23 protein-coding genes and 1 pseudogene are annotated in these 25,752 nt (G+C 71.4%); 10 read left to right on the forward strand and 14 right to left on the reverse strand.

The window, feature by feature from the left end:
- Positions 1 to 14: 14 nt before the first annotated feature.
- From ACFPZJ_RS29780 to ACFPZJ_RS29815, 8 genes are all read right to left on the reverse strand, one after another.
- Positions 15 to 1,490, reverse strand: a complete 1,476-nt coding sequence (locus ACFPZJ_RS29780; protein ID WP_381027951.1) for a SulP family inorganic anion transporter — start codon at positions 1,488 to 1,490, stop codon at positions 15 to 17.
- 249 nt (positions 1,491 to 1,739) lie between these two features.
- Positions 1,740 to 2,171: a nuclear transport factor 2 family protein gene (locus ACFPZJ_RS29785; RefSeq protein ID WP_381027954.1), complete on the reverse strand. Its 432-nt coding sequence runs from the start codon at positions 2,169 to 2,171 to the stop codon at positions 1,740 to 1,742.
- 185 nt (positions 2,172 to 2,356) lie between these two features.
- Positions 2,357 to 5,383, reverse strand: coding sequence for a hypothetical protein (locus ACFPZJ_RS29790; RefSeq protein ID WP_381027957.1), 3,027 nt, complete (start codon positions 5,381 to 5,383; stop codon positions 2,357 to 2,359).
- Complete coding sequence (locus ACFPZJ_RS29795) at positions 5,384 to 7,246, reverse strand: HSP90 family protein (protein WP_381027959.1); 1,863 nt, start codon at positions 7,244 to 7,246, stop codon at positions 5,384 to 5,386. It abuts the gene before it with no gap.
- 348 nt (positions 7,247 to 7,594) lie between these two features.
- Positions 7,595 to 8,572, reverse strand: a complete 978-nt coding sequence (locus ACFPZJ_RS29800; protein WP_381027962.1) for a hypothetical protein — start codon at positions 8,570 to 8,572, stop codon at positions 7,595 to 7,597.
- Positions 8,573 to 8,747: 175 nt separating this feature from the next.
- Positions 8,748 to 9,455: a PaaI family thioesterase gene (locus tag ACFPZJ_RS29805; RefSeq protein WP_381027964.1), complete on the reverse strand. Its 708-nt coding sequence runs from the start codon at positions 9,453 to 9,455 to the stop codon at positions 8,748 to 8,750.
- An 80-nt stretch (positions 9,456 to 9,535) separates the two neighbouring features.
- Positions 9,536 to 10,546 (reverse strand): zinc-dependent alcohol dehydrogenase, encoded by a 1,011-nt coding sequence (locus ACFPZJ_RS29810; protein WP_381027967.1) that lies wholly within the window; start codon positions 10,544 to 10,546, stop codon positions 9,536 to 9,538.
- Positions 10,539 to 10,970 (reverse strand): tautomerase family protein, encoded by a 432-nt coding sequence (locus ACFPZJ_RS29815; protein ID WP_381027970.1) that lies wholly within the window; start codon positions 10,968 to 10,970, stop codon positions 10,539 to 10,541. The genes ACFPZJ_RS29810 and ACFPZJ_RS29815 overlap by 8 nt, the downstream gene beginning before the upstream one ends.
- Positions 10,971 to 11,180: 210 nt before the next feature.
- On the opposite strand from ACFPZJ_RS29815, the gene ACFPZJ_RS29820 reads away from it, so the two are divergent.
- On the forward strand, positions 11,181 to 11,765 hold the full coding sequence (locus tag ACFPZJ_RS29820; protein ID WP_381027973.1) for a TetR/AcrR family transcriptional regulator: 585 nt from the start codon (positions 11,181 to 11,183) through the stop codon (positions 11,763 to 11,765).
- Between the two features lie 178 nt (positions 11,766 to 11,943).
- Here the strand turns inward: ACFPZJ_RS29820 and ACFPZJ_RS29825 are convergent, their stop codons facing one another.
- On the reverse strand, positions 11,944 to 12,687 hold the full coding sequence (locus ACFPZJ_RS29825) for an SOS response-associated peptidase (RefSeq protein ID WP_381027976.1): 744 nt from the start codon (positions 12,685 to 12,687) through the stop codon (positions 11,944 to 11,946).
- Between the two features lie 435 nt (positions 12,688 to 13,122).
- Here ACFPZJ_RS29825 and ACFPZJ_RS29830 point away from each other — a divergent pair, with 435 nt between their 5' ends.
- Together ACFPZJ_RS29830 and ACFPZJ_RS29835 are read left to right on the forward strand one after the other, a co-directional pair.
- Positions 13,123 to 13,359, forward strand: coding sequence for a hypothetical protein (locus ACFPZJ_RS29830; RefSeq protein ID WP_381027978.1), 237 nt, complete (start codon positions 13,123 to 13,125; stop codon positions 13,357 to 13,359).
- Between the two features lie 58 nt (positions 13,360 to 13,417).
- Entirely contained in the window at positions 13,418 to 14,179 is a 762-nt protein-coding gene (locus tag ACFPZJ_RS29835; RefSeq protein WP_381027981.1) for a ZIP family metal transporter, read from the forward strand.
- 125 nt (positions 14,180 to 14,304) lie between these two features.
- On the opposite strand, the gene ACFPZJ_RS29840 is transcribed toward ACFPZJ_RS29835, so the two are convergent.
- Complete coding sequence (locus ACFPZJ_RS29840) at positions 14,305 to 14,919, reverse strand: dihydrofolate reductase family protein (RefSeq protein ID WP_381027984.1); 615 nt, start codon at positions 14,917 to 14,919, stop codon at positions 14,305 to 14,307.
- A gap of 219 nt (positions 14,920 to 15,138) precedes the next feature.
- Here ACFPZJ_RS29840 and ACFPZJ_RS29845 point away from each other — a divergent pair, with 219 nt between their 5' ends.
- The 4 genes from ACFPZJ_RS29845 (at position 15,139) to ACFPZJ_RS29860 (ending at position 18,581) form a co-directional block, all read left to right on the forward strand.
- Positions 15,139 to 15,645 carry an ATP-binding protein gene (locus ACFPZJ_RS29845; protein ID WP_381027987.1) on the forward strand — a complete coding sequence of 169 codons (507 nt, stop codon included), beginning with the start codon at positions 15,139 to 15,141 and terminating at the stop codon, positions 15,643 to 15,645.
- Between the two features lie 180 nt (positions 15,646 to 15,825).
- Positions 15,826 to 16,554: a GAF and ANTAR domain-containing protein gene (locus tag ACFPZJ_RS29850; RefSeq protein ID WP_381027990.1), complete on the forward strand. Its 729-nt coding sequence runs from the start codon at positions 15,826 to 15,828 to the stop codon at positions 16,552 to 16,554.
- A 216-nt stretch (positions 16,555 to 16,770) separates the two neighbouring features.
- Positions 16,771 to 18,270, forward strand: a complete 1,500-nt coding sequence (locus ACFPZJ_RS29855) for a serine/threonine-protein kinase (RefSeq protein WP_381027993.1) — start codon at positions 16,771 to 16,773, stop codon at positions 18,268 to 18,270.
- A gap of 110 nt (positions 18,271 to 18,380) precedes the next feature.
- Positions 18,381 to 18,581 (forward strand): helix-turn-helix domain-containing protein, encoded by a 201-nt coding sequence (locus tag ACFPZJ_RS29860; protein ID WP_461097246.1) that lies wholly within the window; start codon positions 18,381 to 18,383, stop codon positions 18,579 to 18,581.
- Positions 18,582 to 18,620: 39 nt separating this feature from the next.
- Here ACFPZJ_RS29860 and ACFPZJ_RS29865 read toward each other — a convergent pair whose 3' ends face one another.
- On the reverse strand, positions 18,621 to 19,601 hold the full coding sequence (locus ACFPZJ_RS29865; protein WP_381027998.1) for an alpha/beta fold hydrolase: 981 nt from the start codon (positions 19,599 to 19,601) through the stop codon (positions 18,621 to 18,623).
- A 222-nt stretch (positions 19,602 to 19,823) separates the two neighbouring features.
- On the opposite strand from ACFPZJ_RS29865, the gene ACFPZJ_RS29870 reads away from it, so the two are divergent.
- Both ACFPZJ_RS29870 and ACFPZJ_RS29875 read left to right on the forward strand, forming a co-directional pair.
- Positions 19,824 to 20,078 carry a DUF3072 domain-containing protein gene (locus ACFPZJ_RS29870; RefSeq protein ID WP_381028001.1) on the forward strand — a complete coding sequence of 85 codons (255 nt, stop codon included), beginning with the start codon at positions 19,824 to 19,826 and terminating at the stop codon, positions 20,076 to 20,078.
- Positions 20,079 to 20,457: 379 nt separating this feature from the next.
- Positions 20,458 to 22,482, forward strand: a complete 2,025-nt coding sequence (locus ACFPZJ_RS29875; protein WP_381028004.1) for a glycosyltransferase family 2 protein — start codon at positions 20,458 to 20,460, stop codon at positions 22,480 to 22,482.
- A 4-nt stretch (positions 22,483 to 22,486) separates the two neighbouring features.
- On the opposite strand, the gene ACFPZJ_RS29880 is transcribed toward ACFPZJ_RS29875, so the two are convergent.
- The 3 genes from ACFPZJ_RS29880 to ACFPZJ_RS29890 are packed head-to-tail and all read right to left on the reverse strand — an operon-like array spanning position 22,487 to position 24,358.
- The gene (locus tag ACFPZJ_RS29880; RefSeq protein WP_381028006.1) at positions 22,487 to 23,185 is read right to left on the reverse strand and encodes a DUF3618 domain-containing protein; all 699 of its coding nucleotides are present in this window, start codon (positions 23,183 to 23,185) and stop codon (positions 22,487 to 22,489) included.
- Positions 23,161 to 23,526 (reverse strand): phage holin family protein, encoded by a 366-nt coding sequence (locus ACFPZJ_RS29885; RefSeq protein ID WP_381028009.1) that lies wholly within the window; start codon positions 23,524 to 23,526, stop codon positions 23,161 to 23,163. Before ACFPZJ_RS29885 ends, ACFPZJ_RS29880 begins: the two co-directional genes overlap by 25 nt.
- Before the next feature lie 52 nt (positions 23,527 to 23,578).
- Positions 23,579 to 24,358: a hypothetical protein gene (locus ACFPZJ_RS29890; protein ID WP_381028011.1), complete on the reverse strand. Its 780-nt coding sequence runs from the start codon at positions 24,356 to 24,358 to the stop codon at positions 23,579 to 23,581.
- Between the two features lie 202 nt (positions 24,359 to 24,560).
- Between ACFPZJ_RS29890 and ACFPZJ_RS29895 the strand changes: the two are divergent.
- Positions 24,561 to 25,540, forward strand: a pseudogene (locus ACFPZJ_RS29895) (alkaline phosphatase family protein); the annotation flags it as partial.
- Positions 25,541 to 25,752 lie beyond the last annotated feature (212 nt).

The following is a 25,752-nucleotide window of genomic DNA, read 5'->3' on the forward strand; positions in this document are numbered from 1 at the left end:
CAGAGTCGCATGCCCTAACGGAGTTCAACCAGTCGGTCCTCGAGGACGGTATCGAGCCTGGCGCGGTCCTCCTCGTTCGCGAGCGCGATCAGCCTGTTCGCGACATGGGGTGGCAGGTCTTTCACGTGGAGTTCGACGCCGGACTTGTGCGCGTGTTCGATGAAGGTCAGCAGCGCTTTCGCCCCGGACAGGTCCATGTAGCTCACGGCCTGCAGGCTCACCGACAGGTTCGACGGCCCGTCGCGCAGCGCGGAGAAGACACGGTCGACGGACAGGAACGACAGCGGCCCCTGGATGCGGTAAGTGTCGGCGCCGTCGTGGACGATCGAGGCCCTCCGCCACCGCGACTTGACGAAGTGCACGATCAGCGCCAGGACGACGCCGACAGCGACCGCCACGGTCAGGTCCACGAGGACGGTGACGATCATCGTCGCGAACATCACGGCGACGTCGCCCCTGGGTGAGACATGCGCTTTGCGCAGGCCCTCCCAGTCGAACATGCCGAACGCGGTCAGCATCAGGATCCCGGACAGCACTGCCAGGGGGATGTACTGGACGACGGCCCCGAGGCCGACCACGAGCGCGAGGAGGATGGCGCTGTGCGTGGCGGCCGACAGTGCGGTGCGGCCGCCGCTTCTGACATTGACCACGGACCTGACGGTCGCGCCGGCGCTGGCAAGGCCACCGAACAGTCCGCTGACGGCGTTGCCGAGTCCCTGACCGATCAGTTCCTTGTTGCTGCGATGCCGGCGGCCGGTGATGTTGTCCATGACCACCGAGGTCAGCAGCGAGTCGATGGAGCCCAGCAGGGCGATGCTGAGCGCGGGCAGCAGGAGGGTGAGGAACTGTGACCCGCTCAGCTCGGGGACGTTGACCGAAGGAATCGACTCCGGGATCCGGCCGATGTAGTCGATCGCGTCGTTGAGCGGGACCGGTCCGAGGCGCACGTCCCGCAGCAGCGGATCCGCGAGCCGCAGGGTCAAGGTCATGACCACGAGCGCGATCAGACTGGCCGGAATCGACTTGATCACTCGTGTGGATACGAGCATGAGCACGATCGTGCCCGCCACCACGAGGAAACTCCTCTGTGCCTGGTCCAGTTCGCCCAGGATGATGATCAGTGCGATCCCGCCCATGAAACCCGACACCACCGGGTGGGGGATGTAGCGGATGTACGATCCGAGCCTGCACAGTCCGAACAGGATCTGGAAACCGCCGGCCATGATGAACGCGAGGAACGCGGCTTCCAGTCCGTGCGTGGCGATGACACCGGTGGAGACGACGGTGATGGGGCCCGTGGGGCCGGTCACTTGGCCAGGTGTACCACCGAACAGTGCCGCGAAGAAGCCGGCGAAGATCGCGCCGTACAGTCCGACAAGGGCGCCCTCGGAGGTGCCGGTCGCCGTGATCCCGAAGGCGATCGCCAACGGCAGCGCCACAATCGCGACAGTCAAGCCGGCAAGAATCTCCCGCATGATGCGCTGGAACATCAGCCCCCATTTCGGTCGACAGCTCGATGAACTCGACCCACGGTGGGCCGAGCTGCCGACCAGGCTTCCCGGCGCTCCATCCGCAAAGGTGCCGCATAGAAGGAGTCAAGGCAAGACCAGATATTCGCCTATCTGAGCTGATGCTCCATCACCAACTGGCCTGCGCGGGTGTCTGACGCCCTATCAGACGATCGGCAACCCTCATGGATGCCGATGACCTCGCGGCCACCGCCCTCGGGATTGCCTCGCTCACCCCAGGGCGTCGCCCCAGCCGCTCTGCATCATGGTCTGGAACGCCCACGTGCCGTCCCGCCGGACGAGGATGTCCGCATACCGCAACTGCCGCGTCTCGTCGCCGACGGTCATGGTCGAGTCGGTGAACACCACGGCCATCGACGCGCTGAGGAAGACGGGTGTGCGGGTGGACTTGAAGGCGATCGTCTCGTCGCCCTCGCCCATCACCTGGGACATCGTTTCGACGAACCGGGCGCGGTCCCACTGGGCACTGCGCCCGTTGCCCGCCGAGTCGTCGCTGACCAGGTTGAGCGGGAAGACCGCCATGTCGGCCATGCGGGCCACGTCGCGTCGGGCACAGGCGGCGTCGTACTCGGCGAACCAGGCGTCCAGGCTTGCACGGTCCTCGGCGGACGGAACGAAGCCGGTGTCGGGCAGTTCGGTCATGGGCTCCCCCTCTGGCGTGTGATCGACAACGTTCACCGTATGCCCCACGCAGCCAGCTAGTCAAACTTGATTAGCGGGCGCCTCGGTCTTCGCCGCGCGCGTACGCCTGACCGTGCCGCACCCCGCCGCCCGTCGACCGGACGCTCGTCGCCACGAGGTCCGTGCCGCCGGGCGGCGGGGGCCTGTCAGCCTTCCTGTCGCGTCAGGTAGTCCTGCCGCAGCGCGTCGAGGATGTCGGCGGCCTCGGCGAGGTCCGCCGCCCGGCAGCGTCGCGCCGCCGCCGTCAGACGGACGATGGCGTCCGCGTACCGGCCGAGACCGTTGCCCTCGATCAGGGCGGCGATACGGACGGCTTCGGCGCGCGGCACCTCGCCGTGCTGCCCGCCCTGCTCGTGGGCGGCGACGGCGGACTCCGCCTCGGCCAGGGCCTCCTCGAAGCGCTCGGCCTCCGCCAGGACGCGGGCGCGGCGGTAGTGCACCGTGCCCCTCTCGTACCAGGGGACAAAGGAGTCCGTGCCGTCCGGTACGGCGGCCCCGACGGCGTCGGCCTGCGCCAGGTGGTCCAGTGCGGTGTCCACGCCCTCGGACCCCCGGGCCAGCATGACGAGACGCGCGAACTCGCACATCATGTGCATGATCAGGGACGGGTTCGGTGCCTCGGCGTGCGAGGCGACGGCGCGCTGGTAGGCCGTGTCCGCCGCGTCCCAGCGGTCGGCCATCGCCAGCGTGGTGGCCGCCTCAGCCGCGACCAGCGTGTGGATCGAGCGGTCGTCCTCCCATGTGGCGACGGTGTCCGCCAGGCGCAGGAACTCCTCCGCCGAGGGCAGGTACTCCTCCAGCTCGCGCAGACCGCGCGCCAGCGTCAGGCGGGCCTGGGCGTGCAGCCGTTCGTCGAGCAGGGCAGCCGTCTCGTCGGAGAGCACGGACTCCAGTACGGCGACGGCGTCGGCCTGCTGCCCGGTGCGCGCCAGGACGTCGGCGAGCTGGAGCCGTACGTCGGTGGCCTCGTCGTGCGCGCCCTGCTGGTCGTAGCGCGTGGCGGCTTCCGACAGGTGGCGTACGGCGCCGCCGAAGTCCCCGGTGTGCGAGAGGGCGTGGCCGAGCAGCGCGTAGGTCGGGGCGAGCGGGAAGTCCGTGTCGTCGTGACGGACCGCCTCGGAGACCGCCTGGTGCAGCAGCTCCGCGGCCTGGGCCGGCTCCTCCTTGGCCAGGAGGATCTGGGCGAGCATGGCGCGCGCCCGCGTGGCGCGCCAGGGGCGTCCGGAGGCGTCGACGTCCTTCAGGGCCGCCCGCAGCTCCGTCTCGGCGAGGTCGACGTCGCCCCGGCGGGCGGCGAGCTCCGCGGTGAACTGCCGTGCGTTCGCCACCTGGTGGGGGACGGACAGGCGCTCGGCCTCCGAGCGCAGCCTGCCGGCGCACTCCTCGAAGCGCCGCAGCGCGGCGTCGGGGACCTGCGGCAGCTGCCGCAGCACCTCCTGGTAGGCGGCGAAGGTGCAGGAGTGCAGCACGGAGAGGTACTCCAGCACGCGCTCCGTCTCCACATCCGCCCCGTACGCGGCCTCCCCGGCCCCGCGGGCCTCGCCCTCGAAGGGGGCCTCGGCCTTGAGCCGCTCCGCCTCGCTCAGGGCCTCGTCGATGCCGGCCCGGACGGCGTCCGCGTCCGGCGTGCCGGTGGCGTGGGAGGTTGCGTCGCCCTCCCCGGGGGTCGTGCCGTCCGGCATCTCGTCGGGGACCGTCGCCCAGGCGAAGGTGCGCGTGCGGGCGGAGAGCGCGTGCCAGGGCATGTCGAGCCGCTCGAACAGCTCGCTGGCCCGCCTCAGTTCGGCGACGCTGTCCGCGGTGCGGTCCTCGTGCGCGAGCATCCGTGCGCGCTGCTCGGCGAGTTCGGCGTGCAGCAGGTCCCGCGGGCCGAGCTGGTCGTCGTCCGTGGCGGTCCCGTCGGCCAGGCGTTCGGCGATGCGGGTCCAGAGCCGGGTGCCGCCGGGGTGCCCCACGGTCGCCAGGCGCCGGGCCTCGCGTACCAGGGCGACGAAGTCGTCGGGCACGTCCTGCGCGGTGGCGGACGCTGCGCCGGGCGCCGGGGCGGCCGGTGTGACGGCCCGGCTGGTGGAGGTGCGCAGTCCGAGCGGCAGCGGCTCGTCGAGCAGCGGCTGCCGGGCGAGGCGCAGCCGGCGGCGGTCGCCGACGGCCGTGGTGCCGTTGCGCGCGTCGAAGGCGGCGGCGAGCCCGTCGGCCTCCGAGCGGACGTGGGTGAGGAGTTCGTCCGCGGTCCAGTTCCGTCCGGGCGGGCCGGCGACGGGGGTGCCCGCGTGTCCGTCCTCGACGAGACGGGCGAGCAGCACCTCGACGCCGGTGAGGAAGCCGAGGCGGTCCAGCGGGGCGCCGGTCGCCTCGAACAGCGGGCGGTTCTCGGCGAGGATCTCCAGCCCGCGGCCCTCGTTGCGGGACAGGGCGCAGAACTCCAGGTGGAGACCTACCTCGTGCAGCATGCCGGTGTTGCCGCGGACCCGCCGGTAGCCGGTGAGGTGGTGGGAGCGGGCCTCGTCGGTGCGGCCGAGGCGCAGCAGCGGCAGCAGGGCGCGCGCCTGGCTCGTCTGCGGCTCCTCGCTGCACCCCGTGGACCCGGCGAGGACGGGGCTCCAGGTGTCGAGGGCCGCTGCGTCGTCGCCCGCCGTCACCCGGTGCTGGGCGAGGTGCCGGATCTCGCAGGCCTCGCAGTCGCTCAGCTGCGTGCGGGGCCGGGTGATCCACAGGTCGTAGGCGTCGGCGACGCCGATGCCGGTGTGGGCCGCGACGTGGTAGCGCATCGCCGCCACCGGCTGCGTGCCGTGCTCGGCGGCCTCGTAGCGGCTGCGCATCTGGTCGATCCAGCCGTGCAGGGTGTCCAGGGGCACGTCGGGCACCTGCAGCAGGGACGTCGTCACCCACTTGAAGCGCCAGAAGACCTGGCGGGCCTCCCACTCGCTGAAGGATTCAGGAGTGGTGTCCCACAGCTTGAGTATCCGGGCGAAGACGACGGGCGACTTGCGGTGTTCGCCGGTGTACTCGTACGCCTCCATGAGCTCCAGCAGGGCCGTGACGAGGACGTCGGGCTTGTCGAAGGGTTCCGCCGCCTCGACGAGCTCCTCGGCGGTGACGGTGCGCTGCAGGCCGTAGGGGCGGTCGTTGTTCTGCCGCAGCGCCTCGACCACGGCCTCGGGGGTGTCCAGCATTTACAGTTCCTTCCGGGGCTCGGAGCCGGGTGCGGCCGTGCCGGGGTGGTGCATGGCGTGGGTGAGCAGGCCGATGAAGGCCCGGTTGAGCAGGGCGCTCTCGCTGGCCTTGAGCGGGCGGCGACTGAGCAGCAGGGCCTGGCCGTAGAGGGCCTCGGCGGTGGTGACGGCCAGGCCGCGCTCGGTGATGGTGACCGCCTGACGGACCAGCGGGTTGAGGTGGTTGAGGACGAGCTGGGCGCGCGGGGTGTCGTGGCGCAGCGAGCCGAGGATGTCGGCCCACAGGCCGTCGCTGTCGGCGGCGAGGCTGGACCGGGTTCGCTCGTGGCGCGCCTCCCGGTTGTCCAGGAGCAGCGCGGGGGCGGTGACGGGCTGGAAGTCGCGCAGGACGACGTCGCAGTCGTGCACGCCGATCGTCTCCCGGGCGACGGCGAGGAAGGCCGCCGCCCGCAGTTCGGCGTTCGGGTCCACGGCGTCGAGATGGGCGGTGACGGTGGCCGGGTCGAGGTCGGTGACGGCCGTGCCCGGGCGGATCTCGGGCAGCCGGTGCACGAGGTCCCGGTCGTAGGTGTAGCCACCGTTGACGACGCCCAGTCCGGCGGCCGAGGCGATGGGGGCGACCTGGCGGAACTCCTCGACGCTGCGGGTGACCAGGAGGGTCGGGTGGGTCCGCGCGAACTCCTCCAGCGTGACGTTGCCGTCCGTGGTCTCGAACGGCAGCCACGGCAGCACGATGCGCAGCAGTTCGTCGTCGTAGCGGGCGAGCGCCTTGACCGCGAGGTGGTGGGTGTCGATGAAACGGTGCAGCAGGGAGGGGTCGCTGGCGGCGAGTCCGGTGAGCCAGTCGCGGATCCGTTCGCCGAGGGCGTCCCGTACGGCGGACAGGGTGCCGTCCTCGTACAGCGCCTCGCGGGACGCGGTCGGCCGCAGGCTGGTGGTGTCGACGACGCAGCGTACGAAGAACGCCCAGTCCGGCAGCAGTTCGGGCGCCTGGTCGGTGAGGAGCATGCCCTTCAGGTGCACGCGGTGCCCGGCGCGCTGTGCCGGGCTGACGGCGGTGGGGAGGACGTAGGCGACGCCGCGCAGCCCGGCCGCCGGCAGGTCGAGCTCGATGGTGTCGAGCGGGGTGAAGTCGAACAGGGTGCGGCAGTACGCGGTGAGTGCCTCGCGGCGGGCCAGCGGGGAGCGGTGCGTCCGCTCCCACGGGGGTGTGTCGTTGATCCGGTGGGTCTCGCCGCGCGGTGTGACGACGGTGACCTCGTGGCGCAGCAGACCGCCGTAGTGCCGGGCCAGGGAGACGACCTGCTCGGGGCTGGTCCACTCGGCGCTGTCGGCGCGCGGGACGAGCCGCACGGTGGTGCCCGGCTCGGGCACGGTCGAGGCGGGCAGGGTGCGGATGGTGTAGCGGCCGTCGGAGTGGCCGCGCCACTCGACAGCGGGCGCCGAGGGGTCGGTGGCGGTCCGGCTGACCACGGTGATCTCGTCGGCGACGACGAAGCAGGCGAGCAGTCCGATGCCGAACTGACCGATGAACTCGCCGCGGGCGGCGGCGAGTCCGGCGCCGTCGAGGGAGCCGTCGGCGGTCCGCTTGGAGCTGCGTCCGATGGTGGCGAGGAACCGGTGGACGTCGGCCTCGGTCAGGCCGATGCCGGTGTCCGTGACGGTGAGGGTGTCGCCGGTGCGCACGGTGATGGTGCCGGGTGCGCCGGGCATGGCCGCCTGCCGGGCCGTGATGGCGTCGACGGCGTTCTGCAGCAGCTCGCGCAGGTAGACGCGGGGGCTGGAGTAGAGGTGGTGGGACAGCAGGTCGACCAGGCCGCGCAGGTCGACCTGGAAGGTGTGAGCGCTTTCGGAGTGGGACACCTGACGGAGTCTTTCGGTGAGCGCGCCCGCGCCGTGCGGGCGCGGCGCGGATGCGGACGGAAGGAATACGGGGGACGGGGGACGACGGACACCGGGGATACCGTGGATACGCGAGGAGCACCGAAGGCGTGGCGCGGAGAGCGCGGACCGTGCGGGTACGAGCGCGGGCCCGGCGGCCCCGATGTCTCGGGTCCGTTGTGGGCCTGGGACCTGACGCTCCGGGACCGGCACGACTACGACCGGCCGACGGCACCCGAGGACGCCAGCTGCGGCCCGGGACTGCGCGGCCCCGCGGACCGCCGGGACGGCGACGGGCCGTTGCGACCCGGGCGTTCGCGGTGTTCCGGATCAGCGCCCGGCTGACGAACGCTGCTTCCGGTACGCGGCGGCGGGGTCGGAACCGTTCATGTAGTACCAGGGGAACTCGGTGACGCGGCCCTCGGTCGCGTGGAAGCACTCCCGTGCGGCGGCGCGGTCCCCGGCCAGTGAGAAGGCCATGGCGAAGGTGTTGAGGACCTGGTTCCACGCGCCCCGGCGGACGAAGTCCGGGTGCCTGAACGAGTGGTCGGCGGCCTCCCGCAGGGACGCCGCAACCTCGGGCCGGCCCATGTACTCGGCGTCCGGCCCCGAGTCGAGGTCGAGCCAGTGCTCGATGTGCGCGACCGCGACGAGCTGGCCCAGCAGCGTGCCACCGGGCGCGCCGAACGCCGCCTCGCGCGCGAACGCGTGCATCTCCTCGTGCGAGCCGCCCCACTTCGCGCAGATCTGCTGCAACTGCTGCTGGTGCGCGCCCAGGTGGTGCGGGTCGCGTCGGACCGTCGCCTCGAAGCGGCGGCGCGCGGTGGCCTGGCCGACCTGGAGGCCGCGGCCGGTGATCTGCAGGCCGTACCAGGGTGAGGTCCACTGCGGCTCGCGCTCCGCCACCTCGTACAGCCACCGCTCGGCCGTGCGCAGCCGGTCGTGGAACACCTCGAACTGTTCGCGTGAGACGTCCTTCGCCCGGGCCGCGGTCCGGGCCTCCCACGCCCAGCTGATGTGGCGGATGCCCGCCACGAGCCGGGGCAGCGGCGCTTGGGGTTCCGCCTCGACCACCTCGGCGATCCACCCCTCCACCCCAGTGGTGTCACCGACGGCCCACAGCAGTTCCGTCCGGTCCTCGCTCTCGGGACGTGCTTCGAGCACCTCACGCACCGTGGCCCAGTCCGCCGCCCCGGCGGCCTCCCGTACGCGCCCCACGTCGGGATCGCCGGAGTCCTGCTGCACCTGCGCGACGGGCCGGCCCGTCCATCTCCCCAGCGTGAGCCCCCAGTCACGCAGCACCGCCATGTCCCCACCCCTCGCCGAGTCCTCGAACCGGGAGGCCGATGATCACGTCTCCCGTGGACGTAGTGACTATCATGCGCGACCGACATTCGCACACCCGTACACGTCCGCGCCCCGCGGCCCCGTGCCGACGCGGTTTGTGCGCGACGTGCACCTGGCGGCGATGGAATCGCCCCGCCTACCCTCCGGCCGGGTCACCGTCCGCTGTCAGCCCCGGGAACAGGGCGCGGACGCGACGGGGATCAGGAGCGACGAAGACGCCTTCGGCCGTGACCAGGTCTGTGGCGGGGTCCGCCTCAGTGGTGATCGACCCGGTGACGAAGGACTTGCGGTGGTCCGTGCCGGTGACCCGGGCGAGGATCCGCAGCGGTGTCTCCAGCGGGACGGGACGGTGGTAGCGCATCTGGAGGGAGATCGTCAGGCCGGGGGCTCCGGCTGCCGCACAGGCGCGGCCCATGAGCTCGTCCAGGAGCATGGCGCTCATACCGCCGTGGCCGTAACCGGGCGGGCCTTCGTGGGCGATGCCGAGGGTGCAGTGGCCGATCAGACCGTCGTCGGTGGGCGTGACGCGCAGGGGCGGGGCGAGCGGGCTTCCGGCTCCGGTGACGGGGCTGTAGATCCGCGTCCCCGCGGGGAATTCGTCCACCTCGGGGATGTCCGCTCGTGCGCGCCGTCGTCCGGTGAGCTGGCCGGTGACGTGGCGGACGCCTTCGGCCACGCGGTGGAGCGTGTCCGGGGTGGCGGCGGTGCGGACGGCTGCTTCCACCAGGGCGCGCAGTTCGTTGCCGAGGCGGGTGATGGCCGCCTTGTGGCGTTCCAGTTCCTCGGCTGTCGCCGGCGTGGGGTGGGTGTCGGCGGCCGGTGGGCCGGTGAAGGAGGTGTGCATCGGGTTTCTCGTTTGGGTGCGGGTGGGGTTTCCGGGTTGGTCTCTCGGTGCGGTGGGAGGGTGGGAAGCAGTCCGGCGGGTCAGCCGTCGGACCGGACGAAGACCGGCTTGAGGTGCTTCTCCGGCAGCGCGGTCGGCAGGTCCTCCCAGTCGATGACGTGGGAGACCACCTTCTCCGGTGCGACCTTGCCGGAGGCGGCCAGTTGGAGGGCGTCGGGGATGTGGGCGCGTACGTTGTCCCGGGCGATGCGCAGGGTGACGCCGGTGAGGTACATGTCGAGCAGCGGCAGCTCGCCGGGGCGGAAGTGGTTGCCCGCCGACTCGCACATCCCCTCCGGTCTCAGGCACTTGACGGCCAGGGCGAGCTGGTCGACGCGGCCGGTGGCCTCGACGGCGATGTCGAAGCCCTGCCGGATCGGCTCCCGGGCGTCGGCGGTGGAGGCTCCGAACCCGCGTGCCAACGCGCGGTGTTCGGGGTCCGGGTCGACGTAGAGCACGTCGGAGGCGCCGAGCGCGCGGGCGATGTCGCACACGTACAGTCCGATGCTGCCGCGCGCGACGACCAGGACCCGTGCTCCGGGGCGGGCCTTGAGGTGGGGAGCGATCAGGCGCCAGGCCAGGGACCAGTTGTCGCTGGCCGACGCCATCGCGACCGGGTCGAGGCCGGTGGGCAGCGGTACGAGCATGGCGTCGGCGTAGGGCACGCGGACCAGGTCGGAGAAGAGTCCGCCCCAACTGCCGCCGATCGGCGCCCCGTACATCGCCATGTAGGGCACCGCGGTGCAGTGCGCGGTCAGCCCGGCCCGGCAGCGGTCGCAGGTGCCGCAGTTGATGGACCAGGGGACGACGACGAGGTCGCCGGGGGCGACGGTGGTGACGGCGTCGCCGGTCTCCACGACCTTGGCGACGCACTCGTGGCCGAGGGCGAAGGGCGGTTCGATGAAGCCGTGGCCGGCCAGGATCGAGGAGTCGACGTCGCAGGGGGTGGCGGCCACCGGGGCGACGATCGCCTCCTGGCCGGACTGGATCTTCGGGTCGGGCACCTCGCGCCACTCGACGGTGCGCCGTGCGACGTAGGTCAGTTCACGCACGGCCCCGCTCCCCCTTCGCCAGCGCCACCAGGTCGGCGTAGCGGATGACGGCTCCGCCCGCGCCCCAGGTGCCGTCGGGCTGTTCGTGCACCAGCACCCACACCCGCAGGGCGTCGTCCGGGGTGAGTCCGGCGGCGGACAGGACCGTCTTCGTCGCCTCCTCGACGAGGCCCGCCTTGCGGCGCTCGGACAGGGCACCGTGGGGGACGGTGACCTCGACCAGGAAACGCGGCGCGTCGTCCTCGGCGGTGACCTGGGCGCCTTCCGGCAGTTCGACGAGGTGGCTCCAGGCCTGGGCGCGGAAGAACGCCGTGTCGGGTGCGCCTTCCCAGCGCAGCAGCACCGCGGCGAGGTCGCGCTGGATGTTATGGCGACCGGCTTCGGTCAGGGCGCCGACCGGGGCCGTGAGCCGGATCATCGGCATGGGGGTACCTCTTTCGTTTCCGCTTTGTACGTTTCCGCCGGACGGCACACAACTGCGGCGCGGGCTGCGGCACTTGGCTGCGGCGGCAGGACGTCGGCACAGCAGTAGGGCGTAGGAGCGCACGGCAGGTCTATGACAGTCGTTATAGGCGGAGGCCACGCTAGACTATGACGACCGTTATAGCCAGTGGGGTCAGAAGGGAGCGCGTACGTGTCCAAGCCCAGCCCGACGGCACGTGAGCGGATCGTGGCCGGAGCGGCCGACATGATCAGTCGGCGCGGCCTGAACGCGACGAGCATCCGGGAGACGGCCAGGCACGCCCGGGCGCCGCTCGGCTCGACGTACCACTACTTCCCCGAGGGCAAGCAGCAGTTGGCCACCGAGGCCGTCCGCCACACGGGCCAGTGGGTCGCCCGCAGTCTGCGCAAGGAGCTGGAGGCGGGGCCGGTCGCCGGACTGCGGGCCTTCCTCGCCCTGTGGCGCACCATCGTCGTGGACAGTGACTTCAGGGCCGGCTGCCCCGTCCTGGCCGTCTCCATCGAGGAGCCGCCCGTCGACGAGACACCCACCGCCCTGGCGGCCGCCGCCGACGTCTTCACCGAGTGGGAGGGACTGCTGGCCGCCTCACTGCGCGAGCACGGCGCCGAGCCCGGGCGGGCGGCGCAACTCGCGACGCTCGTCGTCGCGGCTGTTGAAGGCACCGTGGCCATGTGCCGCGCCAAGCGCAGCATCCAGCCCCTGGACCACACCGCCGAGCAACTGCAGGCGCTCATCCGCACGGCGCTCAAGGACTGACCGAGCCGTTTCCGCGTCGGAGTATGCGTGGGCCCGATGGGATGGGTCCGCGGTCGATGTACGCACCAGCCGTCTCCTGATCGGAGGCGATGACCAGCGCGCCCGCTTCCGTGCGTGACGCCGGAGCATGCCGGTGGACGGTTCGGCGGGCCCCGCCGTGGACTCCCCCGCCACCGAGCTAAGCGGTGACCTCGTCCAGAAGGTGTGGGCTGTTGTTGCTGGTGTTGTTCACGGCCGTCGAGACGGGCCGGGCGTTCAGGTGGCCGTCCGCGGGCTGGGTGAGCAGGGCGCGCAGGTCGTCGGCGTCCTCACGGTGGGGGTCGAGCCATGCGTCGTAGTGGTCGGGGCTGAGGGCGAGCGGCATGCGGGGATGGACGCGCCCGGCCGCGTCGGTGGCTTCGGTCGTGATGAGGGTGCAGGTCATCAGCCAGGCGTCCGGATCGTCGTCGTTCTTGATCTCCGGGTTGCGCCAGTACTCGTACAGGCCGGCGAGCGCCATGACCTCACCGTCGGTGGGGTGGATGAAGTACGGCTGTTTGCGGGGCTTGCCGGTGTCCCGGTCCTTGATCTGGGTCCATTCGTAGAAGCCGTCGGCCGGGAGCAGGCAGCGGCGCCGGGCGAACGCGCGGCGGTAGGCGGGCTTCTTGTGCACCGTCTCCACGCGCGCGTTGATCATGCGGGAGCCGATCTTCGGGTCCTCGGCCCAGGAGGGCACCAGGCCCCACCGCAGCGGCGTCAGTACCCTGCGCACAGAGCCGCCGTCGCCGTTGCGCCGTGGCGTGCGCTCCAGGACGGCGTAGACGTCGTCGGTGGGGGCGACGTTCCAGTTCGGCGCCAGTGTCTCGTCGGGACGCCAGTCGGTGACGCCGAAGAGGCGGGTCAGGTCCTGCGGACTGCGGGTGGAGACGTAGCGGCCGCACATACCGCCACTGTGCCACGGCGCCCCCCATGATGACGGGCCGCGCACCCTGTCCCGGGCGGGCGGTCGCCGGGAGGGGCTCGACGGGTGTATTCGGAATCGGCCCCCTCGCATCGCCTCTGCCGAAGCACCTGCGCGACGACCTCCTCGCCCGTACGCCGGGCGCCTGGGCGACGACGCCGCCATGGTGGCGATCCAACACATGCGCGATCGACGCCTTGGAGCGCAAGCGCGGCGCGCACCCGGACGCGGGCCTAATCGCCAGGCCGCGCCACCCCTTCCGGTGCGTAGACATATCCACCAGCATGAGGAGCCCTGAACGGGCCGGCCGGACGAACGGAGTGCGGCGGGACGCCGTGCCGCCGCGCCGGACGTATGCCGGAGAGCTGTCGCACCACGAGTCGGGTGCGCTGATCCCCCAACAGATGGAGCCGTCGGATGACCAACCGGAAGCAGTACAGGCGACGACCGCTAGACCCGTACCTGTCAGGCATCCGAACCCGCGACGATCACCTGCCGGCCGACGACCCGGTCATCGACGACTGCCCCTGGTGCGCCGCGCTGCGTGAGGCGGGCTCCTCCCCGACGGGGCAGCCGCCCACGGACAGACGGGCCACCCGCTGGCGCGCCTGGCTGAGGGAACGCTGGAGGACCACGACCGTCAAGGCCTCCTAGCGGACAGCACCTTTTCCGTGTCTGTCTGACCGGGACAGCGCCGGGTACCGGTCACGGCATGGCAGAAGCGGTGCAGGCGGGACTGTGGGGACTGTTGTCGGGGTCGGCGCTGCTCATCGGTGCGACGGTCGGTTACGGACTGCGAGTGCCGCAGAAGGTCATCGCGACGGTGATGGCTTTCGGCGCCGGGGTGCTGCTGTCGGCGGTCTCGTTCGAACTGGTCGGTGAAGCGTACGAGCAGGCCGGTCTCGCGCCGGCGGCGATGGGCACGCTCGCCGGCGCGATCGCCTACACCGTGGGCAACCTCTGGCTGGCCGGCCGCGGGGCCCGGCACCGCAAGCGCTCCGGCCACCAGCCGGCGAAGTCTCAGCCGTCGGAGGCCGAGCAGGGCGGGTCCGGGACGGCGCTGGCGCTGGGAGGGCTGCTGGACGGTGTTCCCGAGTCGGCGGTCATCGGGGTCAGCCTGCTCGACGGCGGGGCGGTCAGCATGGTGACCGTCGCGGCGGTGTTCCTCAGCAACATCCCGGAGGGGCTGTCCAGCTCCGCGGGGATGAAGCGGGCAGGGCGCGGCAAGGCGTACGTCTTCGGTGTGTGGGCGGCGATCGCCGCCGCCGGCACCGTCTCCGCCGTCCTCGGTTACACCGTGGTCGGAGCGTTCTCCCCGGCCGTGATCGCGGCGGTCACCGCGGTGGCGGCCGGCGCGATCCTGGCCATGATCGCCGACACGATGATCCCCGAGGCGTTCGAGGACGCCCACCTGGCCATCGGGCTGATCACTGTGTGCGGTTTCCTGGTGTCCTTCGCCCTCTCCCACGCCTGACCTCGCGGTCACATACGGGCGCGGAGGGCTTCGGGGCGGGCCAGGGCCGGTAGCGCGGAGGGGGCCGGGCCCTGGCCGTGCGTCTCCCAGCGGGGCGCCGGGGACCGGTCCTCTGCGTGCCCGGGTCACTTCACGAAGCGGTACTTCAGGTGTGTGGCGAGGGGCGTGTCGACCACCCTGATCGGCTCCAGGTTCCGCCGCCCGGTGCCCACACCCTCGAAGAGCCGCAGCCCGTCGCCGAGGAGGGCGGGTACGACGTGCAGCTGCAGTTCGTCGACAAGCCCCTCCCTGAGGTACTGCCGCACCGTGCTCGCCCCGCCCGCGATGTCGACGTTCCTCTCCCCTGCGGCGGCTTTCGCCTGGTCGAGGGCGCTGTGGATGCCGTCGGTGACGAAGGTGAAGGTGGTGCCGCCCTCTTTGACCAGGGTCGGCCGGGGGCGGTGGGTGAGCACGAAGACCGGCGCCCGGAACGGCGGGTTGTCGCCCCAGAACCCCTCCCCCGTGTCGTACATCGTCCGCCCCATGACCACCGCGCCGGTGGCGTCGAACCACTCGCGCATCAGCTCGGAGTCACGGTTGTCCTCCCCGCCGGTCAGGCCCTGGCGCTCCCGCCAGCTCGCCAGGTTGTGGATCCACTCGAAGAGCGGTTCGGCGCCGTCGCCTCCCGGGTTGTCGAGGGAGACGTCGGTGCCGGCGATGTAGCCGTCGAGGGAGATGGCCATGTCCGCGGTCACGGTCACGATGGGTGCTCCTGAAGCTGGGGATGTACTGCCTTCACTCTCACGTCGATCGGGAACCGGCGCATTCGACATCCGCTCGGAACTCCGCTCGGAATGCTGACCATCGACCGTTACGGCACGGCGCAAAGACGCAGCCCCCCGGTGTGTGCGGTCCGTCCTCGGGTAGACGCATGGCGACAAGCCCGCCCAAGAAGGGCGAAGACAACGAAAGAACCTCGTATGGTCATCCCGCTTGAGCAGCAGGCGGCGGATGAGCAGGGCACGGACGAGTACGCCATGCTGTGCTATGCCGCTGCCTGGGCCGACGGTGCGGCCCGCGCGTTCGACGCGCGCCAGGCCCTCCACGCCTTTCTCGCCCACGCCCCCCTTGCCGACCGCACCACCCCCGGACCGGCCCCCCTGGTCCCGGACTCCGAGATCGTCGTCAGCGAACTGGTCACCAACGCCATCCGGCATGCTCCCGGCCCTTGCGGGCTGCTCCTGCGGTTGTCCGGTGACGAACTGGCCATCACGGTATGGGACACCTCCACCGACGAACCGACGGTGGAGGAGAGCGACCGGCGCCGCGTCGGCGGTCATGGACTGCACCTCGTGCACACGGTCAGTGACAGGGTCGTCGTCACCCTCCACGATGCGCGCAAGCAGATCACCGCCTACCTGCGCCTGGCCCCGGACGACGACATCGGCGCCGTCCACCGGGAGGCTCCGTCCAGCTCCCTTTCTTGAGCGGTTGGGCGGCCGCCCGGGCAGGGGCATAGTGGAGGGAGCAGTGGCCGTCGGTTCCGCTTCCTCCGATGGCGGACGGCCGATCCGCTGGAGGGAGACCCCGTGGGCTGGACTCCGTGGTCCTCGGCGGACCTTCCCTGACAACCACTGGCCGCCGCCCGGGCAAAGGACACCTCCTTCATGAGCGATCAGCCGCCTGACGTGCCGGACGTGACGTCCCTGTTGCTGAGCACCGACACTCTCGAACAGTTCCTCCAATCCATGGCCGACAGTGCGCTGGCCCTCTCACCGACCGCGGACGGCTCCGGCATCACTCTGGAACGTCAAGGTCGTCCCATGACCGTGGTCAGCGCCGGCACCAGCGGCCCGGCCCTGGACGAGGCGCAGTACGGGCAGAACGACGGGCCCTGTCTCGAGAGCCTGCGCCTGGGCAAGGAGATCGAGGTCCCGGACATGCTGGATGACGACCGCTGGGGCCCCTACCCGGCCTATGCCGCCGCGTCCGGCACCCGCTCTTCGCTGTCGGTACCGGTCGCCGCCCACACCCACACCGCCGGCGCCCTCAACGTCTACTTCCCCCAGCCCCTGGGTTTCGCGGAGGCCGACCGCAACGGGCTGCGTGCCCTGGCCGCCCAGGCCACCGGAGCGATCGCCCTGGCCCAGCGCATCGCCGACGCCCGGCAGTACGCCGCCGACCTCGAAACCGCCATGCAGTCCCGCAGCATCATCGACCAGGCCATCGGCGTCATCATGGGGCAGCAGCGCTGCACCGCCGACGAGGCCTTCACGATCCTGCGCAAGGCCTCCCAGCACCGCAACGTCAAACTCCGCGACCTGTGCGCCCGGCTGATCACCGACATCAGCGGCAGCCCGCCCGGCAGCGGCACACCGTTGCGCCCCCGTCCCTGACCACAGCTCCCCGCCCCTAATCGCTCCGGTCGGCCGGGACTCGGCCCGCCGGTATCCCGTTGTGAGACCGACGGGCGCCATGCCGCCGAACGGCGGACCTTCCGCGTCCGAGAGCGGCGGAGTTCGTTGGGATGACAGGAGGAGTGAGGGGAACTCGATCGTCTGCTCCGGATCGTGGATCCGGCCTCATCACACCGTTCGTCACAAGGGGAGCAAATGGCGGTACGCCCATGGGCCTCAGGACCCGAGCCTCGCCTTCACGGCAAGGTGCTGGCAGGCCGGTATCGTCTGGACGCCCTCCTGGGAAGAGGAGGCGCCGCCGACGTCCACCAGGGGTTCGACCTCCGGCTCAGGCGGGCAGTGGCGGTGAAGGTGTTCCGCGCGAGCAGCGACACGCAGACGGAGGAGCGCTTCACCGAGGAAGGCATCCTGCTGGCCCGGTTGCAGCATCCCGGGCTCGTCACCGTGTACGACGCGGGGCGGGACAAGGGGGAGCCCTTCCTGATCATGGATCTCGTCGAGGGCCCGACCCTGCGCGAACGCATCACCCGCGGTCGCCTTCAGCCGGCCGAAGTCGGCACGCTCGGCGCGGCCCTGGCCGACGCGCTCGCCTACGTCCATGCCGCCGGGGTGGTCCACCGTGACGTCAAACCCTCCAACGTCCTGATGGACACGACCGGTTCCCCGCGCCTGACCGACTTCGGCATTTCACGGCTGATCGACAGCACGACGCACACCGCGAGCGGCGCGTTGATCGGTACCGCGGCCTACCTGGCTCCCGAACAGGTCCTCGGCCAACACGTCGGACCGGCAGCCGACATCTATGCCCTCGGTCTGACGCTGCTGGAGTGCCTCAAGGGCGACCTCGAATACGACGGCACTCAGCTGGAAGCCGCGATCGCCCGACTGCACCGTCCTCCGTCCTTCCCTCCGCACATCGGCCACGACCTCACGCGCCTGCTGAAGGCCATGACCGCCCTGGAACAGCACGATCGGCCCGACGCCCGGTCATGCGCCGAGGTGCTGTCGTCCCTGGGCGGGGGGCGCAGGGCCCCTGTGCTCCCGTCCGGCGCGTGGACCGAGGGCAGGCCACAGAGCCGCACTCCAGCGCTCTACGTCGGCCCGCCCGCACCCGCCGCGCCCGCGGAGCCGGCCCGCCCCGCCGCGCCCGCAGAGCCGGCCGACCCGGCCGACCCCGCAGGCCCGGCCGACTCACCCGGCTCTGCCACGTCAGGCACCGTAGTGGGCGCGCAGCACACCTCAAGCGGACGGCGGCCCAGCCGACGCACCATGGCCACCGTCGGCACCGCGGTGGCCACGCTGCTCGGCGCCACCTTGACCGGCTCCCTCGGGGATCTCTCCGGGAGCGGTGCCGACGCGGCATCAGGCCCCGACGGCCCCAGGACGACCGCTCCGGCCACGGAGCCGTCGAGCACGCCGCCGAGGCAGAAGAAGAGCGCGGGCGACAAGGAACGTCCGACGCGGATCTCGACCACGCCTGCCGCTGCCGCGCTCCCGTCCCGCACCCCTCAGGTGAGCGGCACGGATCGCGAGTACACCGCGACCAGCTCCGAGCCCGACGCAGCGGATCCCCAGCTCCAGCCGGGGAAGAACGACAAGGCCGCGGCAGAGCCGCAGACGTCGAAGAACCAGGACACGCCGAAGTCAGGCAAACGCGGAAAGCAGCGTGCGGCTCAGGCGCCCGGACATCGCTGACCGGACCGGTCCATCTGTCCCCGCAATCGCCTGCCGAGTCAGGTGCGGAAGGCGGCGCTCGGGGCAGTCGGTGATCAGGTTCCGCATCGGTCGCTGGAAGGAGACCCATGGTGAGCAAGGGCAAGTGGATCACCGGCACGGCACGCAAGAGGCTCGCCGAGACCATGAAGGAGCAGTACCAGCGCGGCCGGTCGATCCGAGCCATCGCCGAAGATCACGGGCGGTCCTACGGGTTCGTCCACCGCGTGCTCACCGAGGCGGGCGTCAGCCTGCGCAGCCGAGGCGGTGACACTCGGGTCGGCAGCCGATGAGTGACCGCGACGGACACCACCGTCACCCCCGGGGGGGCGTCAGCCGGGCAGGGCGGCCAGCCAGTCGGTGAGGATCCGGTTGACCTCGGCGGGGCGCTCCTGCTGGATCCAGTGGCCGCAGTTGTCGAGGACGTGGGAGGAGACCAGCCCGGGCAGCGTCACGGGGTAGGCGTCGATCGCGTCGGCAAGCCACGTCGTGGAGGCGTCCAGGCGGCCGCCGATGAACAGCGACGGCTGGGTGACGGGCGCCCCGTCGAAGTCGGCCAGGTCGTCCCAGTCGCGGTCCATGTTCCGATACCGGTTGAGCGCCCCGGTCATGCCGGTGCGCTCGAACTCGCCTGCGTAGAAGTCCAGGTCGGCCTCGCCGAGCCAGGCGGGCGACCGGCCGGCGGGGAACCGGTCACGCAGCAGCCCGCCCCTGCTGACGAAGTGCGGGTCCGGGACCCCCGGCCCGGACATGGTGTCCCCGGACAGAGAGGCGTAGAAGCCCGCCAGCCAGCCGCGCACGTCGGGTTCCATCTCGGCCTCGGCGCGGCCCGGCTGTTGGAAGTACGAGACGTAGAACTCCTCGTCCCCGCCCAGGGTGGCGAAGACGTCGCTGGGCCGGGGTCCGCCGCGTGGTGTGTAGGGGACGCTGAGCAGCCCCACCGCGCGGAAGACATCCGGTCTGATCAGGGCGGAGTTGGCGGCTGTCGTGGCGCCCCAGTCGTGGCCGACGATCACGGCCGACTCCTCGCCGAGGGCACGCACCACCGCGACGTTGTCCTCCACCAGGTCGATCATCCGGTATGCGGCCGTGTCAGCGGGCCGGGAGGAGCGGCCGTAGCCGCGGACGTCGATGGCGACGGCACGATAGCCGGCGGCGGCCAGAACGGGTAGTTGGTGACGCCAGGAGTACCAGGACTCGGGGAAGCCGTGGACGAGCAGTACCAGCGGTCCGGTTCCCTGCTCCACCAGGTGGATGCGGCCTGCCGGTGAGGAGACCAGGCGGTGAGTGACGTCCGTGGCGTGCAGCGGCATGAGTCCTCCGAGTCCGTCCGGCCCGCGGGAGCCACGGTCGACGGCGTCCGTCCGTGTCCCTTGCCCGCAGCCCGGTGCCGATCATGCTGCGGACGCTGCGCGGAAGCCAGCCTTTTTGCTGTTCCTGCAAAGCGTTGTCCGGCCGGTCACCCGGCTCCGTTCCGGGATACCGCTGTGCTTTCCTGCGTGGAGACGGCAGCGGAAATGGGGTAGTCGTAGGCCATGAGTGAATCGAATCCAGCCAAGGACGTGGAGGACTGGGCCACCGGCGACGAACCGGCCACCGGTCCGCAGCTGAGTTATCTGCGCACGTTGGCCCGTGAGGCGGGTGAGGAGGTTCCGCAGGGCCTCACCAAGGCTGAGGCGTCCCGGATGATCGACCGTTTGCAGCAGGCTTCGCCCCGCACCGGAGGGGCGGAAGCACAGGGAGGGGCAGGGGCGCGGGAAACCCGGCCCGCCGACGAGAACGGAATCTGAGGCTCGAAAAGGAAGCGCTCGGCTCTGGGCTTTCAAGCCCCGGGCTTTCGGCTCTCGACTTCCGGCCTTCGGCTGCCGCACGGTTTACCCGGTTCTCCCCGGTCACTCGGGCGGCGTAAGGGCCGCAGATCAGTCGCGTTGGACACGCACACGGCGGATTGCCTTTGCGGCCTTGGCAGCGGCACCCGTGATGCGGCTCTCCGCATACGCCGCGGTGACTGCGGACGGGCGAGTGGGCGTCGACGAATCTACGGTGTGACTGCGTGTGGTTCTTCGCCTCCACGTCGTATGTGCGCGCCTGAATTCGTCCCTGTTGAACGCCGCCCCCGGTGATTTGGGAGTCGCCATGCCGCCCCGTACGGATGCTCCCCGTGTCAGTGTGATCATTCCGGCCTACAACTCCATGCCGGAGCTGACCGCGTGCGTGACCTCCGCCATGGAGCAGACGCTCGGGCTGGACAAGATCGAGATCATCGCCATCGACGACGGGTCGACCGACGGCACGGGTGCCGAGCTCGACAGGCTGGCGCGCGCATGCCCTGCCCTGCGCGTGGTGCACCAGGCCAACAGCGGAGGTGCCGGAGGCCCGCGCAACACAGGGCTGGACCTCGCCACGGGCGACTATGTCTTCTTCCTCGACTCCGACGACTACCTGGGGCCGGACGCGCTGCGCCGCATGGTCGCGATGGCGGACGAGAACGGGACCGACGTCGTGCTGGGCAAGATGGTGTCCGTGGGAGGGCGCGCGGTCCCCACCGCCGCCTTCCGGCACAACCAGCCCCGGACCGATGTCTTCTCGTCCGACGCCTACCGCACCCTGGGCTGCTGGAAGCTGTTCCGCCGCTCGCTCATCGAACGACTGCACCTGAGATTCCCGCCGTACCGCAACTGCGAGGACAAGCCGTTCACGGCAGCCGCCTACCTCAATGCCGACGGTATTTCCGTCGTGGCCGACTATGACTGCTACTACGTCCGCAACCGCCGCTCCGGGGAGAACCTCACTCTCACCGCCGCCGCCCTGACCCACCGTATGGACGGCACCCGGCTGTGTTTCCAGACCGTCGCCCGCTATGTCGAACCGGGCCCCCGGCGGGACCGGATCATGCGCCGCCATGTGGAATGGGAACTGTGCGGCCCACTGCGCGCCCTGCTTCCGCAGGAGAACGAACAGCAGGCCCGCGAGCGTTTCTACCCGGAGTTCCGGAGCTGGGCGCTGTCCTATGTGACGGACGGGGTCTTCCAGCAGCTCTCCCCGCCCGACCGTCTGCTGATCCATCTTTTGCGCGCCGACCGCTACGACGACGTCATGGCTGTGGCGCGCAACAGGAAGGAGGACGCCGGGCGCGGGTATCTGGTCGACAAGGGCCGCGTCTACTGGTGCCACCCCTACTTCCGCGATCCCGCCAAGGCCGTCCCCGACGTCTGTTTCGACGCCACGGATCGTCTCCCCGTCCGCACGGAACTGGCCGAAGCGGCATGGCACGGGGACGGCGGGGTGCTGCGGTTGTCGGGGCACGCCTACATCGAGCACGTCGCCACCGCCGAACCGGACACCCAGCTGATCGTGCGCCGTCGCGGTCTCGCCCACCCCGACATCCGCCTGCCCGTGACCGCCCGCACCCGTGCGGACCTGCCCGGCGAGGGCCGTTACGCCAGGGCCGGCTTCGAGGTCGACGTCGACCTGCGCACGGTGGCCGGCGGTCAACCCCTGGGTCTCGGCGTCTGGGACCTCGTGCTGGACGTGCGCGCGCAGGGGGTCAGCCGTACGGTCAGGCTCCGGCGGACAGCCACCGGCGGCGACGGCAGCGGCACCGCTCCACCCGAGCGCGCCCTCGGCGGCAGGGCTGCCGGGCAGGGGCAGGTGCTCGTACGGCCCTTCTTCACTCCGCACGGCGGCTTCTCCCTGCACGTCCGGCAGGCCGAGAGCGCGCTCGGCCGAGCCTGCCGGGTCACGAGGACCGCCTGGGACCCGACCGCCCGCGGCCAGCTGATCGTCAGTGGCTTCCTGACCGGACAGGCCACGTCCCGGCCCGGAGCGATGACACTGCGCGCCGAGGACACTTCCGGCTCGGTCTACGAGGTGCCCGTGCGGTGCTCACCGGACGAAGACCGGGACCGGATCCTTTTCACCGCCAGACTGCCCGTCCGCCGACTCCGTCCCGGCCAGTGGACCATTGCTCTGCGCCGGCAGAACGAACAGGCAGCTGTTCCGCCTCTGGATGCGGTCACGGGGACGCACTGGTTCCGCGCACGGCGACTCGGACGCCCCTACTACGCGACGCCCCTGACGCGGGGGCGGGAGGAAGTTCTCGTCCTACGGGTGGCTCCCGTGAGGCTGGGCGCGGCCCTTCGCCGTCGGCTCGGGCCGCGCGCCGTCCGCCGCGAGCGGCGAAGCCACCGGTGATTCGTCAGGCGGGGCCTTGTTGCTGCCGGGCCTCGTCGGTGACCTGCCTGCCCGAGTCGCGGGCCTGGTCCGTCACCCGTCCGGCCTGGTTCCGGGCCTCCTCCTGGGTGGTACGGGCGGCTTCCGTGGCGGTGTCCTTCACCTCCTGCGCCGCGCTCTGCGCGACCTCCTTCGCGCCTTCCTTCAGGGTCTGCGCGGAATCGAGGGCTGCCTGCCTCACCGGCTCCAGTGCCTCGCCACCGCGTTGCATCAGGTCGGTGGCCTTCTCCTCCTCGGCCTGCGAGGTGGGCAGCAAGGAGGACGCCAGCATGCCGGCACCGAAGGCGATCAGACCCGCGGCCAGCGGATTGCCCTGGGTCCGGCGCATCGCCTGCTCGGGCGCCTGGCGCACCGCTTCACCCGCCTGACCTGCCACGTCGCGGGCCTGACCGGCCGCGTCGCGCGCCGTGTCGGCCACCTGCTGGGTGCCTTCCTGCAGCGAACCGGCCGCGGACTGGGCACTGCTCTTCACCCCGTGGGCGGTGTGCGAGGCGGTTCCCATGACCCGTTCCCGCATGCCGGAGACGGCACCGCGCATCCTGGCGCGGCGGCGGCGCACCATACGGCGAGGGCTCGCCCGGTCCGCGAGCTGGTTGACGTCCGCGGAGAGGCGGTCCCGCGTGGCACCGATCTCGGCCCTCAACTGGTCGGGTGACGTGCCCATTGCGCATCCTCCTTGAGTGTTTCGAGCGTGTGCTCGGGCTTCGGCGTCACGGTGCGCATCCGGGTGCGGCCCCGCTGGTACAGCACAGCCGCGACCACGGCCCACACCGCGGCGACGATCAGGGAGGCCCAGCCCCCGTCGATCACGTTGGCCAGCCCCAGCACGGCGGCCAGCGACAGGAACAGGAGCATCATGTAGCCGGCGAACCCGGCGCCGCCGTACATGCCGGCCGCCTTGCCCGCCTTGGTGGCCTCCTGCCTGACCTCGGTCTTGGCCAGTTCGACCTCTTGGTGGAACAGGGTCTGGACATCCGAGGTCACGGCTGACAGCAGCTCGCCCACGGACCTGTCCCGGCCCTGCGACTCCGCGGGAGTGGAGGGGATCGAGGTCACCTCACACCTCCGGGGAGGGACGGCCCGGCGCACCGCCCGGCGGCGTGCCGGCGGACGGCGGGACGTAGGGGGCGGCCGGCGGCACCTGCGGCGGTGGGGGTGGAGCCACAGGTGGCGACTGCGTGGCGTACGGCGCGGGACCGGGCTGTGGCGTCCGCGCGGCGTCGGGCACTGGGCCGGGCGGCAGCGGCGGAGAGGTCTGCTCTCCCAGCGCGGGCTGCTCCGCAGTCCCGGGCGTTGCCTGCTGTCCTGTTCCGTCCCCCTGCTGTCCCGTTGCGGAGGCCTGACCGGCCTTGCCCGCCACCTTCGCCATCCGTCCGACGGCCAGGCCGGCCAGCAGGGCACCGCCCAGGAACACGCCGGGGCGGCGGCGGGCGAAGTCCTGCACATCGGAGACCAGGCCCTCGACTCCCTGCTTCTCCAGGTAGTCGGCCGCCCGGTGCCCGCCGTCGGCCGCCTGGGAGGCAAGACCGCGGGCGGGTGAGTCGCCCTGTGCCTTCTCGGCCAGTCCGGCCAGGTCGTCCGCCCACTGGCGCAGCGTCCCGGCCGCCCGCCTGGTCTGCTGGTCGGCCTCGTTCACCACTCGGCCGCGCAGGTCGCTGACGGCCACGCCGGCTTGCTGCCGCGCCTGTCCCGCCACGGCCTTGGCCTGCTCCGCGGCGGTTCCCGCGACCTGGCCGGTGGCCTGCTTCGTCTCGTCGGCCATGGCCGACGCCTGTGCCCTGGCTGTCTCGCCGGTCTGCTGCAACCTGGTCGCGTTGCCCTGGACTGATTCACTCATCAGCCACTCCTCCTCGGAGCACCTCGTTCATGCGTTCGTCTCTTTGATGCACGAGTGACTGTTTTGTGCCGATTCACACACATCAGAGAAGAAAAGTCCGCATCCCGATTTTTCCAGCGGGGTCCGTGCCCGCACCGGCTCTCGTCTTCCGTCCCGCGATAGCCGTGAGCTCGAGCTCGCATTGCGGGAGCAGTCGTCTCCCAACCGGTCACGCGGGCCCGAGCAGTACGCCGCCGGCGGCGGCAAGGCCGACATGTGCGTCGAGAACACCGAAGGCAGCAAGTGCACCGGCCTGTTCGGCGAACCCGGCCTGGTGATGGACTACTACGACGGCAACACCGTCACCGCGCTGTGGAACTACGCCCAGCACTACACCCTCAACGACCGCTCCTTCAGCTCGGCCTACGGCCCCTACACCCCCGGCACCCTCAGCCTGGTCTCCGGCCAGACGCACGGCGTGGTATCCGTCGACCCGGCCTCCGGCACCGAGGACCCCGAGCAGACCGGCACCCCCGACCCGTACACCGTCGTCTCCCCGGACGCCCGGGTCGCCCGAGTGGAAGTCCACCGCGGTCGTGGTCGCCCACGAGGACTCCGACGGCTGGTACGACCACGTCACCTCGAAGGTGCTCAACGGCTCCACCGACTCAACCCTCGGCTCCGACGGCCATGCTCTCGACAGCCCCGCTTGCCAGTCCGGCCCGGCCGCAGCGGGCGGCTACCCGGACCGCTGCGGTCAGGACCCGGCAGCCGCTGCTGGTCATCTCCCCGTACAGCAGGGTCGACACGGTCGACCGCACCGCCACCGAGCAGGCGTCGATCACCCGGTTCATCGAGGACAACTGGCACGCCGGCCGCATCGGCGACGCCTCCTTCGACCAGCGGGCCGGCACCCTCACCCACATGTTCGACTTCCGGCACCCCAACGACAAGCAGGTGCTGCTGAACCAGGACGGCTCGGTGCGGTCGGTCAAGGACATCCCGCACCACACCCGCACCGCCGTGTCCGTCTCGGCCCGGGCTCCGTACGCCCCGTACGTCCAGGACCTCGCCGCGCGGAACGTGGCCGACACCGGCTCCGCCTCCCCTGCCCTGCCGGTCGCCCTCGCCGCCGGGCTGCTGACCGCCGGCACGGCGACCGTCGCGTTCGCCCTGCGCCGTCGCGGGGCGTCATCACGCCTCGCGCCGCCGGTGACTTCCGGCTCGGCCGGTTCCTCGGCACGGTGGCGCTCGCGCTGCTTCTGCCCCTGCTGTGCCTCGTCGCGGTGATGCGTACCCACCGCGTGCCCGCGGCGCCTGCGGCGGGGCAGCAGCCCGCCGCGCGTTCCCGAGCGAAGGGCACGCCCCCTGCGGCGCACTGGCGCTCAGCGGTCGGAGGTATCCGAAGCGTCAGC

This window comes from Streptomyces bullii, assembly GCF_042657145.1.
In the GTDB taxonomy this organism is placed as follows: Bacteria; Actinomycetota; Actinomycetes; order Streptomycetales; family Streptomycetaceae; genus Streptomyces; species Streptomyces bullii.